At 42.9% G+C, this 12,629-nt stretch carries 10 protein-coding genes; 3 read left to right on the top strand and 7 right to left on the bottom strand.

Annotated elements, in window-relative coordinates; all coding sequences use genetic code 11:
• Window positions 1-6: 6 nt before the first annotated feature.
• Together BLV00_RS10930 and BLV00_RS10925 are read left to right on the top strand one after the other, a co-directional pair.
• Window positions 7-1,563 (top strand): PTS transporter subunit EIIC, encoded by a 1,557-nt coding sequence (locus BLV00_RS10930; RefSeq protein WP_093045027.1) that lies wholly within the window; start codon window positions 7-9, stop codon window positions 1,561-1,563.
• 315 nt (window positions 1,564-1,878) lie between these two features.
• Window positions 1,879-3,468 (top strand): bifunctional metallophosphatase/5'-nucleotidase, encoded by a 1,590-nt coding sequence (locus tag BLV00_RS10925; protein ID WP_093045026.1) that lies wholly within the window; start codon window positions 1,879-1,881, stop codon window positions 3,466-3,468.
• Window positions 3,469-3,578: 110 nt separating this feature from the next.
• Here the strand turns inward: BLV00_RS10925 and BLV00_RS10920 are convergent, their stop codons facing one another.
• Together BLV00_RS10920 and BLV00_RS10915 are read right to left on the bottom strand one after the other, a co-directional pair.
• Entirely contained in the window at window positions 3,579-4,583 is a 1,005-nt protein-coding gene (locus BLV00_RS10920) for a M14 family metallopeptidase (protein WP_093045025.1), read from the bottom strand.
• Between the two features lie 306 nt (window positions 4,584-4,889).
• Window positions 4,890-6,383 carry an outer membrane protein assembly factor BamB family protein gene (locus BLV00_RS10915; protein ID WP_176791464.1) on the bottom strand — a complete coding sequence of 498 codons (1,494 nt, stop codon included), beginning with the start codon at window positions 6,381-6,383 and terminating at the stop codon, window positions 4,890-4,892.
• Between the two features lie 321 nt (window positions 6,384-6,704).
• Here BLV00_RS10915 and BLV00_RS21965 point away from each other — a divergent pair, with 321 nt between their 5' ends.
• On the top strand, window positions 6,705-6,986 hold the full coding sequence (locus tag BLV00_RS21965; protein ID WP_176791463.1) for an IS3 family transposase: 282 nt from the start codon (window positions 6,705-6,707) through the stop codon (window positions 6,984-6,986).
• A gap of 47 nt (window positions 6,987-7,033) precedes the next feature.
• Here BLV00_RS21965 and sat (BLV00_RS10905) read toward each other — a convergent pair whose 3' ends face one another.
• From sat (BLV00_RS10905) to sat (BLV00_RS10885), 5 genes are read right to left on the bottom strand one after another with little or no spacing between them, the layout of a single operon-like run.
• Window positions 7,034-8,185, bottom strand: coding sequence for a sulfate adenylyltransferase (sat, locus tag BLV00_RS10905; protein ID WP_093045022.1), 1,152 nt, complete (start codon window positions 8,183-8,185; stop codon window positions 7,034-7,036).
• A gap of 60 nt (window positions 8,186-8,245) precedes the next feature.
• Window positions 8,246-9,034: a 3'(2'),5'-bisphosphate nucleotidase CysQ gene (cysQ, locus tag BLV00_RS10900; RefSeq protein WP_093045021.1), complete on the bottom strand. Its 789-nt coding sequence runs from the start codon at window positions 9,032-9,034 to the stop codon at window positions 8,246-8,248.
• Between the two features lie 21 nt (window positions 9,035-9,055).
• Window positions 9,056-9,652, bottom strand: coding sequence for an adenylyl-sulfate kinase (gene cysC, locus BLV00_RS10895; protein ID WP_093045020.1), 597 nt, complete (start codon window positions 9,650-9,652; stop codon window positions 9,056-9,058).
• Window positions 9,653-9,664: 12 nt separating this feature from the next.
• On the bottom strand, window positions 9,665-11,449 hold the full coding sequence (locus BLV00_RS10890) for an SLC13 family permease (RefSeq protein ID WP_093045019.1): 1,785 nt from the start codon (window positions 11,447-11,449) through the stop codon (window positions 9,665-9,667).
• Between the two features lie 7 nt (window positions 11,450-11,456).
• A complete protein-coding gene (gene sat / locus BLV00_RS10885; RefSeq protein ID WP_093045018.1) occupies window positions 11,457-12,620 on the bottom strand; it encodes a sulfate adenylyltransferase in 1,164 nt (387 codons plus the stop codon).
• Between the last annotated feature and the right edge of the window lie 9 nt (window positions 12,621-12,629).

Genomic DNA, 12,629 nt, shown 5'->3' with positions numbered 1-12,629 from the left:
CTATTTGTGAGAAAGTATTTCGGTAGCTTACAGAAATTCGGAAAGTCCCTGATGGTACCAGTAGCCCTTCTCCCTGCAGCTGGTATCCTGCTGGGTATCGGAGCAGCATTGACTGGTCCCCTTGCCGACACAGCAGCATTTTTACAAAATGATATTGTGCAGATGATCGGTAATGGTATGCTCGACATTGGTATCAGTATTTTTAATAACCTGGCAATCATTTTTGCTATCGGTGTAGCAATTGGTTTGACTGGCGGATCCGGTATTGCCGCTCTCGCTGCTTTGCTCGGGTATATCATTATGAACAAAACGATCTCTTTCGCCCTTGAAATCACACCTGAAATGGCAGCCAAGAACGGGGAATATGGAATGGCACTTGGTATTCCCACGCTTGAAACTGGTGTACTCGGCGGGATTATCGTCGGTCTGCTTGCCGTTTATATCTATAATAAATTCCACGAGTTCGACCCGCCGGAAGTACTTGGCTTCTTCGCCGGTGATCGTTCCGTTGGAATTGCTATGGTGTTCTCCTCCATCTTCCTTGCGCTTGCGATGATGGTGGTCTGGCCACCGATCCAGGGAGGTATCAATGCAGTTGCAAACGTTATTGCTAATGGAGCGACCAATCCTTTTTATATCGGGCTCTACGGATTCCTTGAACGTGTCTTGATCCCAACCGGACTTCACCATATCTGGTATGCACCATTTTTATGGACAGGCCTTGGCGGGACTGCGGAAGTTGCTGGAAGCACGGTTTCCGGTGACCAGTACATTTTCTTAGCACAGATTGCTGAAGGTGTAGAAGTGACGGCCGGCCGCTTCATGGCAGGTAAATTCCCGGTTATCATGTTCGGTCTTCTAGGTGCAGCACTTGCTATGTATCGCCGCGCTGATAAAGATAATCGCAGTGTTGTTAAAGGGATGCTGATTGCAGCAGCTGGTACGGCATTTTTGACAGGGATTACGGAACCGATTGAATTTACGTTCCTGTTTGTAGCACCATTGTTATTCGTATTTCACGCTCTCCTTGCCGGTGTTTCATTTGCCGTCACCTATATGCTTGATGTCCATCTTGGCTGGGCTGGAGGATCCGGCCTGATCGATTATGTACTGGTTAACGCCCTTCCGGGGACAGGTAACTGGTGGATGAACATCGTACTTGGTGCTATCTTCTTTGTCATTTACTACTTCTCGTTCTCTTTCGCCATCGAAAAGTGGGATATCGCCACACCTGGTCGCAAAGGGCAGGAGAATAAGCTTTACACTCGTAAGGATTACAACGCTAAAAAAGATGGCAAGAAATCCGGTGGGAACCAGGAAGTTGCAGCTGAAATCATGACAGCACTTGGCGGGAAAGATAACCTGAAGCATGTCGATGCCTGCTTTACTCGTCTCCGCGTCGAAGTAGCAGAAGTCGGCCGTATTGACGAGGATCGTCTGAAAGAGCTGGGAGCTGCCGGTGTCGTCAAAGTCGACAACAACATCCAGGCTATCTTCGGCGGCCGCTCCGACCTTTACAAAAACGAAATCGACAAACAACTCAAACAAAGTAATGCTTCATAAAAGAAAAAAACATCCCGCGGACTCCAGAATTTGGAGTCCGCGGGATGTTTTACTTTCTCTTCCTCTAAGGGAGACTTTTTGTCTAATTTTGTTGGTAAATTCCTCCCTTTTTATTTTTATATATAGGAATTTGCTCTATTGATATATAAATAGTTGCTGCACAACCTAACTTTTAAAGAAAAGGAGCTGAAGTATAAAAGGAATCCTCTGGAGCCCTAAATGTCAAATTTCTTACAAGATCTTAACACTGGGTAAAATACCATTTTAAACTACTCTGCTATTTTTAAGATAACAATAAATTAAAGGAGGTAACTCATGTTTCAAATGAGAAAAATCATACCCGCATTTCTTTTATCATTAGCACTCTTAAGTACCTCAGTTTCAGCCGCTCCTGATGCCAATGAGCCCTATAAGGAAAGGTACATACCAGTACAACTATTAGGCATGAATGATTTCCATGGTCAACTGGACGTCTACCGCACCATCGGTGACAGAAAAGCAGGGGGAGCCGAATATTTGGCTGCTTACCTGAAACAGTATGAACAAGACAATAAAAATACGTTACTCGTCCATGCAGGCGATGTCGTTGGGGCAAGTTCACCTGTTTCTTCACTCTTACAGGATGAACCTACCATTGAGATTCTAAACGAACTTGGTTTTGATGTAGGAACTGTCGGCAACCATGAGTTTGATGAAGGGGTTGCTGAAATGAAGCGCCTTATCGATGGAGGGACTCATGAAGAAACAGGAGATTTTGAAGGAGCTTCCTTCCCTTATACGGTAGCAAATGTGAAGGATAAAGAAACAGGCGAGCCGATCCTGCCTCCGTATGTGATTAAAAAAGTCAACGGCATGCCGATTGGTTTTATCGGTGTAGTCACCACAGACACGAAGAACATTGTTCTTCCAAGTGGTATCGAAGGGGTTGAGTTTACCGATGAGACAACGGCGATTAACAATGCAGCTGCACAACTGAAAGAAAAAGGCGTCGAATCCATTGTTGTACTTGCTCACGTTCCTGCTTCTTCCAAACCGGATGGTACCAGTGCTTCTGGAGAGGTTGTGGAATTCGCTCCCAAAATTGACGATGAAGTCGATGTTATTTATGGCGGGCATAACCATGCTTATGCGAACACGGTTGTAGATGGCAAGCTGATTGTAGAATCTTACTCGTATGGAACTGCTTTTTCTGATGTAGATTTAATGATTGATCCAAAAACGAAGGACATCGTTTCAAAAGAAGCGTCCGTAGTTACCACCTTCCATGATGCTATTGAACCTGATGCAGAAGTGAAAGAAATGGTGAATAACTACAGCAAAGAAGTGGAAGATCTAGTTCAGGAAGTCATCGCCCAGGCTGCCGAACCGATTACGAACGCCCCAGATGCCAGCGGAGAGTCCGCACTTGGCAACCTTGTTGCTGATTCACAACGGGCTTTCATGCAAACAGACTTTGCGTTTATGAATCCCGGCGGAATTCGTTCGGACTTAGATGAAGGGCCGATCACATGGGGAGAACTATATACCATGCTTCCATTCGGAAATAACCTTGTAAAGATGACATTGACCGGGAATCAAATAAAAGCAGTCCTTGAACAGCAATGGTCAGGTAGCTACCCTCGGATATTGCAAGTGTCAGGATTAAACTATACTTGGGATGATAACGCACCAAACGGGGAAAAGATTGTTGCCATGACAGACAGTAATGGCAACCCGATTGATCCAGAACAACAATATACCGTTACAGTCAACAATTATATCGCCACTGGCGGAGACGGGTTTACGGTTCTGAAAGAAGGGACTAACCAGGAAACAGGCCCGCTAGCCTTAGATGCAATGATCGAATATCTAAAACAGGAAGAGAACATCGAAGCACCAGCCTTGAACCGAATTGATGTGAAGTAGCAAGACCGGAATAAGAAATAGAACCGAAAAGCCCACAACAAGCTAAATTATATTCAAAAGACCCCGGGAATCCAGTTAATGGATTCCCGGGGTCTTTTTGCTAACTATTCCTATCGGGCGTTTTGTGCCATACGAAGTGGTACAATTTTGTTTCGGTTCCATGCTTGATCAAAAGCGCTTGTCGGCAAATGTCTCTGGCCAGGATAGGCGCCTATTTCGATTGTCAAACCTACTCGCTTGAATTCATCGACGAACCAATCGGTATAGCCTCCGCCGGATGGGTTTGGCTGCGGGCTGACTGGTTTGTAGCCTGTTATCAGGCTGATATTGTCTACTACTCGTTTGTCACGATCGTATTGATCTCCTGTCTGATTAAAGTACCAGTAGACGATTTGTCCGGCAGAATGATAAGCCACTGTTGAGCGCGGACCAGTTTCATAGGTAAAGCTGGCTAAATGCCGTGCTTCTTTTGCCTGCATCGGATAGTAGCCTTTGAAGTCTTTATAGTAAGGTTTTCCACTGCTGTATTTGATGTTCTCCCAGTCAGCCGGGTACTGGCGGTTTAGGTCTTCACCTTCCGCATTGGCTTTCCAGCGTGTGAAATCCCTCATTCCGTCATTCATTCTGATTAGATCATTATGAATAGAAGACGGCATTGCATTCAATCCTTGCTGCTGCAGCGTAACACCATCAGGATTTACCATCGGAACGAACCAGATGGCAACGTCGTTCAGCAGCGTTCGTACCTGGAATCCATTGATAGTTGTGTTATTGGAATAAGCCTTCGCATATTCCTCTACCATTTTCATGTTAAGTGTCGAGGTCAGCCACTCCCTGGCATGATGAGACCCATTGACGAGAATATTCTTATCTCCGCTGCCCACTTTCACCGCCCATAATTCTCTTCCATATGGGGAAGTTCCAATAGATTTATAGGTTATCGCTTCAGGATAACGTTCTGCCAATGCCTTGATGTCTTTCGTTAATCTTTCATAAGAATAAGTAGCATCCGGGTCAATCTGTAAGGCCGAGGCCGTATTTTCTTTAATTCCCAGCCCTCCGGAAAATACAATAAATAGAGCAAATAAACTTACTATCAGATTTTTATAAAGCAAACTCTCTCATTCCTCCCTGGTTTCAAGATTCGACAAACTTCTAAAGTTGTTATCTATTAAACTACCGCATACAATCACCCATTTCATCACTATTACAAAATGTTACATAAAATAAATAATACGAGCTAATCCACTCCTACCATGGAATTAGCCCGTAACTATCCCAAGGAATCCATAAAATGGATTCTCTGGGATGCTATTAGTCTTATATAGCAGGATATGCTCGTTTAGGTTATTGGTGAAAACATAAAAGAGCCCGCATCCGGGTTCACCGGATGCGGGCTCTGCTTTACTTTTCTACTTTAGTTAGGTAGCTTTATTCACTTTTTTAATTTTACGAATAGCAAATACCAGTGCAGCCACTAGCGCTGCTAACAACAGCAGAAGAATACCGTACACAAAAGTGAAATAGCCAGCAAGGCTTTTTTCTTGCGACGCTTCACTATACTCATCGGAAGCGTGGCGGATATCCTCGGTCGGTAATGCATATACATTACTGTCCTGACTGCCGACAATCAATGTATCATTCATGATGATCGGACCTGATGGCGCTAGCTTTCCGCCTAATTTCTTACGTCCTATCTCTTCCCCGGTTTCGGCATCCATCGCATGGACGAAACCTTTGGCATTGGAGAAGTAGACGACGCCATCGGCCGCTACTGGAGGAGCCTTCATCACCTTATTTTTAAATTCCCAGAGTCGTTCTCCTGTTTTCAGATCATAAGCATAGAATTTTTTAGTGATTGGACTTCCGACAAATACTTTGCCTTCATAAATGATCGGAGCGCCTGATTTGTTGTTTTTTACAAATTCTCCGACACCGAGACTGTCTTCCCATAGCACTTCTCCCGTCTCGGTATCCATCGCGTATATCTTATGTCTAGGATCATTTTTCCGTTCATTAATGAAGTCCCCGCCGCCAAAGAAACCTTTGATAGCTTCTTTGTAGACAGCAGTTACACCTTCTCTATCGTATACTTGCTTCAACCTGGCAGGAGTCCCCTCTTCCAGCGCGGTAGTCACCACAATCTCCTGGTCGATTGCTGGCGGAACATCATCCAGGCCGGCAGTGGCATTTTCGAAATCAGTTTGCCATTTTATTTCATCCTTTGACAGATCGACCGACGTGAATGCATATGGCAAAGGCCCACTTCCACCGACAAACAACTGCTCATTAACGATATTTGGTGATGACATACTTACCGTATGACCAAGGTTCACCTTTGTATCTGGCTTGCCCGTTTCGGCATGAATTTTATAAAGATGATCATCCCCGGTAGCTGCATACACATAACCGTCTTTGTATGCAGGTGTCGGCATCACTTCACCTGGGGTGTTAAACTTCCATTTTGTTTCCCCTGTTTCTGCATCTAAAGCCAACACACCACTTTCTTCAGTCCCTCGTGTACCATCCTCCTGAAAAAACCGGTTTCCGAATCCGACAAATACAGTGCCGTCATTATAGATCATTTCTGAATGGACCCAGTTAAGCGCTTTGCTTCTCCATAATTCTTCGCCTGTATTCACATCGAATGCAAACAAATCACCGGAATTATGGTTGCCGACAAATAGCCTGTCCCCTGCAACGACAGGCGTTGCCCGAACTTCATCTGCAGTCTTGAACGTTTTTGCTTCCAGAGGCTCTACACCTTCCTGATTGTATACAGCATTTTTATCATCCTTGAGACGATACTCATGCCATTCATCCGGACCGAACGCGGCATCAGCAATTGTCGGGTTAAGTAATAAAGACAATATGAATGCTACTAGTGTCCACTTTCTTTTAGCAATTGTTCCCAAATCGTACACTCCTTATTTAATAGGTATAAAAACGTACTTTTCGCGAGTCCATAATATCATAAAAAAATCATTAAGAAAGTTCTATTCGCTTACGTCTTTTCCCTAATTTTTCTGTTTTACAACAAAATTCGTGTAAAAGATTTAGTTTATGTAATTTTAGTAAAAAATGTTATTTCGGCATGCGAAATCGCTTTCATAGATGTCGCGAATTACTGGAGTATTGAAGGCAAAAGAAGTATTCAAAAAGAAAAAGATGCAAGGGAAACCCCGATCCTCCACAGTAATCGAGGAGCACAATATACATCTGAGGATTACCATAACATGCTGGCTGACCACCACATCACGCTCAGCATGTCAGGTAAAGGCAATTGTTTTGATAATGCCTGTATAGAGAGCTTCTTTTCCCATTTGAAAGTGGAAGCTCTCTACTATTATCCTATCGCCGATATCGATAAAGCTCAAAGAGTAACGGAAAAATATATCTATTTTTATAATCACCAACGTGCTCAGCGGAAACTAAACCGCCTGACTCCTGTCGAATACAGAAATCAGGCGGTTGCCTATCCCCGGTGTTTTTTCGATGTCTACAATCTTGGACCTTGACCACTCCAATATCTGGAGAACCCGGGGTGTTCGTATTTAGCTTTGCTTTATTTTTGCAGGCCTTTGATCAGTACATCTGCTACTTCTGGACGGCTGAATTCTTTTGGAGGGCGCTCTCCATTACGAAGTAATTCACGAACTTTTGTACCGCTAAGATGAACATGATGTTCTTTATCATGCGGGCATGTTTTAGCAGATGCCATATTTTCACACACTTCACAGTAGAAAGCATGCTCAAAATTAAAGATAGTAATTCCCAGTTTATCTTCTACCGTTGCCATAAGTTCCTGTGCTTCATACGTGCCATAATAGTCACCGACACCCGCGTGGTCACGACCTACAATGAAGTGCGTGCATCCATAATTTTTACGTACAGTTGCATGCAGGATTGCTTCACGCGGACCAGCATAACGCATAGCTGCAGGGTAGATGACAAGACGAACGCGGTCTTCCGGATAGTAATGCTTCAGGATCGTCTGGTAACTTTCCATACGGACATCCGCTGGAATGTCATCTGATTTGGTTTCCCCTACTAGTGGGTTAAGCAAAAGACCATCTACAGCTTCCAGTGCTGTTTTTTGAATATACTCATGGGCACGGTGTACAGGGTTACGTGTCTGGAAACCAACAATCGTGTTCCAGCCTAAGTCTTCGAACATTTTTCTTGTTTCTGATGGGTCCAGGTAAAAATCTGCGAACTCGCCATGATCCGGACGGTTAAGCATGCTGATAGGACCACCAAGGTAAACTTCACCCTTATCGTAAACTTTCTTCACGCCTGGGTGAGCTTCATCAGTTGTCCCGTAAACCTTTTCCGCTTCACGCTTTTTATCATAGGTGAATTTATCTTCTATTACCATAGTTCCGTAGATGATCCCATTCTCTTCACCTACTAGGGCAATTTCTTCGCCTTCGTCAAATTTATCTGCTTCTTTCTTGGAAACAGGCAACGTTACTGGAATGCTCCACAGCGTGCCATCACTCAGGCTCATTGATTCCACCACAGGTTCATAGTCTTCTTTAGTCATGAACCCTTCTAATGGACTGAACCCTCCGATTCCAATCAGTTCCAGGTCGGAAACGGTCCATGTTGAAATGGCCAGCTGCTTAAGAGATTCTGCATTTTTTAAAGCTTCCTCTCTTTGACTTCCTTGCAATTCACGATTGATTAATGTTCCTCCATGTGCTTCTACTGACATAATATCCACCACCAAATTTTTATTATTAATGTAGTTATTCCTTAGAATATATTTCAGCTCTTATTGTTTGCGTGTTGCTAAAAACCATGGGTTACGCAAGTTTTCCTTATTATATCTTAGTGGACGGTCTTCATTCGCGACCTCTACCTTACCACCAGATAGTTCAACAATCGCCTGGCCTGCTCCAGTGTCCCACTCCATCGTCGGAGCATATCGCGGGTAATAATCCGCTTTTCCTTCTGCTACTAAACAAAGTTTCAAAGAACTTCCTGCTGAAACCGTTGCTACGCTTTCGTAGTTGCTTTTTAAAGACTCGATAAATTGCTGGGTTTCTTCAGACATATGAGACCGGCTCGCCACTACACTTGCTGTCTTCTCTTGTTTGTCTACAAGAGGGAGTGGGATAGCATTCATGGAATCAGTATTTCCTGCCTCTAATACTGCAGGTATTTTATATGCTCCCTTTTCTTCATCAGCCACATATAAATCATCCAAAGCAGGTGCGTAAATAACACCCAATACTGGTTTTCCATTACGGATCAAAGCGATATTGACAGTAAATTCACCATTTTTTTTGATGAACTCTTTTGTTCCATCAATGGGATCTACCAGCCAGAACTGGTCCCATTGCTTACGCTCTTCATAAGGAAGATGGCTTCCTTCTTCACTTAATATTGGAATGCTTGGGTCATAATCCATCAGGTGCATTTTGATTATTTCGTGGGACTGTTTATCAGCAATCGTAAGCGGTGATTCATCTTCTTTATATTCGACATCAAAGTCGGTATTATAAATTTTCATGATTTCCTTACCAGCTTCAATTGCAGCCTGGATAACGGTTTGTTTCATTAGATTCCCCTCCCGCGATACTTAAATGTGATTGTTGGTTTTAAGATAATTAATAATCAGTTCAACTGATTCTTCCAGGCTGTATTTATCTGTTTCTACTACAATTTCAGCATCGGCAGGTTCTTCATATGGAGCATCAATTCCAGTGAATCCTTTTATCTCACCAGAACGTGCTTTTTTATAAAGACCTTTTGGATCGCGTTTTTCTGCTTCTTCCAATGAGCATTTCGCATACACTTCGATGAATTCACCGTCTTCAAATAAGTCGCGGACATTATCACGGTCTTCCCGGTAAGGAGAAATAAATGCTGTCAGGGTAACAAGACCAGCATCGTTCATAAGCTTGGAAACTTCCCCAATACGACGAATATTTTCTGTACGATCCTCTGGACTAAACCCAAGATTTTTGTTCAACCCATGACGGACATTATCCCCATCCAGGCGATAAGCGTGAACGCCTTCTTCATATAAAGCTTTTTCAACTTCGACAGAGAGTGTCGATTTACCAGACCCGGACAAACCGGTGAACCATAGTACAGGGCTCTTATGATTTTTTTGCTGTTGGCGGTCTTCTTTTGTTACTTTCGAGTTATGCCAAGTGATGTTAGTAGATTTCATTTAAATTTCCTCCTAAAGAAATACAATATTTACGATAGATACAGTTAAACTCATGACAATCAATGATAAAGGTAATCCTACTTTCACATAATCCTTAAAGCGATATCCACCTGGCCCGTATACGATCAAATTCGTCTGATAACCAATCGGTGTAATGAAACTGGCAGATGCTCCAATAGCAATTGTCACTGCGAAGGCCATTGGTGCTACCTCTAATTGATTAGCCAACTCCAAGCCGATTGGAACCATCAGAACGGCAGCTGCTGCATTGGTAATTAGTTCAGTAAAGATGTTTGTAAGTGCATAAACGAAAAATATGATCGCAACCATTCCTAGTGGTTTTGCAACAGATAACATTTCTTGTGCGACAAAGCTCGCCAACCCTACCTTTGTAATGGCGGCCCCTACCCCAATGGCACTTGCGATTAATAATAAGACATTGAATTGGACATATTTCTTTGCCTCTTCCGGACTGATCGCCTTTCCCAATAAAAGGATAAAGACTGCTAAGACCATTGCTTTAAACATTGTCAATATGCCAACAACCACAAGTAGAATCATACCAATTAACACTGATAATGAAAACCATCCTTTTGAATAATCTTCATTTAGTTCCTTTGGGGTATCCAATGATGATATGACATAAAAGTCACTTGAGTTTTGGTGATTCGTCAGAAAATCTGTCCCCGTTAATAATAACAATGTATCCCCTGGTTTTAAAACGATATCCCCTATCTTGCTCCTGATCCGTTCGTTATTCCGGTGGACTGCGATGACACCGGCATCAAACCTGGATCGAAAGCGGGACTTTTTAATCGTTTTTGACAACAAGGAGGATTGATGAGATACAACTGCTTCTACCAGTTGCGTTTCGCCATTACCATTTTTAAGGTCATCCAGCTTCAAATGTGTCCCAGTCTCTAAGTGTAACCCTTTTATCTTTTGCAGATCGGCAATTGTAGAAATCAAACCAGTAAAAATCAATCGGTCCCCTTCCTGGATGATGGTCGTAGACCGAACAGGCGAAATGATTTCTGATTGTCGGATGATTTCAATCAAATATAATCCTTTTAAATCCCTTAACCCGGCTTTTTTAACGGATTCATTAATGTGTGGAAAACTGGGATCCACAATTAATTCGGCTATATATTCCTTCGTATTTTCATTCATTTTATCTTGAATGCTTTTATATGATGGAAGAATCCGATAACCGATCGTCATCAAATAAATCAAACCGGCAATCGTGATAGGTATACCAACTACAGCCAATTGGAAAAATGAGAAGCCTTCCATTCCGTAATCCTTTAACATTCCGTGAACCACAAGGTTGGTCGATGTTCCCATCAACGTGATTGTACCGCCGAGAATGGTAACATAGGATAAAGGGATTAACAATTTTGATGGTGCAATACCTTTATCCTGACACCATTTCCGAATAATAGGGGTAAAGGTAACTACAATGGGCGTATTGTTTAAAAAAGCGGAAAACACCGATACTGGAGCGAAAAATCTTCCGGTCATTCCGGTTATTGATTTCGTATTTAATAACCAATCCTTCATTAAATGGTCGATTATTCCGCTTTTCTGCACAGCTCCTGCTACAATAAACAATAATGCAATTGTCAGCATTCCCTCATTGGAAAAACCTTTTAAAGCTTCTTTCGGGGTTAAAATGCCCGTGATTAATAAAATTGTCAAAGCAGAGAAAACCACCATGTCCGGTCGGGCTATTTCCATTAACAGACCGATCAACATGGCAATAATTATGATGGTTACAAAGATCATTTCCCACGTCATCGCTTCATCATCCCTGGTTTTGTTTCATTCCTTTAATCAATACATCTGCTACTTCCGGACGGGAGAACTCTTTGGGAGGACGCTGTCCGTTTCGTAATAATTCACGTACTTTTGTTCCACTTAAATGGACATGATGTTCTTTCCCATGGGGGCACGTTTTAGCTGATGCCATATTCTCACAAACATTACAATAGAAAGCATGTTCAAACTTAAAGATCGTCATCTCTAATTCTGCTTCATATTGCTCAATTAAATCCTGTGCATCATACGTACCATAATAATCTCCTACACCAGCATGGTCACGGCCGACTATAAAATGCGTACAGCCATAATTTTTACGAACAATAGTATGGAGAATCGCTTCCCGCGGACCAGCATAGCGCATGGCTGCAGGGTATATCACTAGCCTTACCCGCTCGGAAGGATAATAGTTTGTTAGAATCACCTGGTAGCTCTCCATACGGACATCTGCAGGAATATCATCTGATTTGGTCTCACCGACTAGCGGGTTAAGCAGCAGACCATCTACCGCTTCAAGTGCTGTCTTTTGGATGTACTCGTGGGCCCGGTGAACCGGGTTGCGTGTTTGGAAACCTACTACTGAGTTCCACCCGAGATCTTTGAACATTTGCCGGGTCTCTGCTGGATCCATATAGAATTCATCGAATTTTCCGTGGTCAGGCCGATTCAATAAGGTAATTGGTCCGCCAAGGTACACATTACCTTTGTCGTAAACCTTCTTCACACCAGGGTGTGCTTCATCAGTAGTTCCGTATACTTTCTCTGCCTCAATTTTTGAATCATAAGTGTACGTTTCTTCCACTATAATACTTCCATAAATTATACCGTCCTCCCCTTTTAACATTACCTCATCGCCTACAGAAATGCCTTCCGCTTCCTTCTCTGTTACGGGGAGCGTAATCGGAACACTCCACACCGTGCCGTCTTTTAAGCGCAAATCATGAATAACAGATTCGTAATCTTCTTTCTTCATAAATCCTTCCAATGGACTGAAACCGCCAATTCCAATCAATTCTAAATCGGAAACCGTCCAATCGGAAACCGTCAGTTTATATAATTCATCTACTTCTTCCAGCTTCGCTCGTCTTTCTTCTTGCTCCAGTTCACGATTAATTAACTTACCACCATGTGGTTGTATTGTTTCTGTCATAACGCTCCT

Origin of the sequence: Thalassobacillus cyri (assembly GCF_900107755.1) — a bacterium.
GTDB classification, from domain to species: domain Bacteria; phylum Bacillota; class Bacilli; order Bacillales; family Halobacillaceae; genus Thalassobacillus; species Thalassobacillus cyri.
This window is presented reverse-complemented; position numbering and strand designations above follow the sequence as displayed.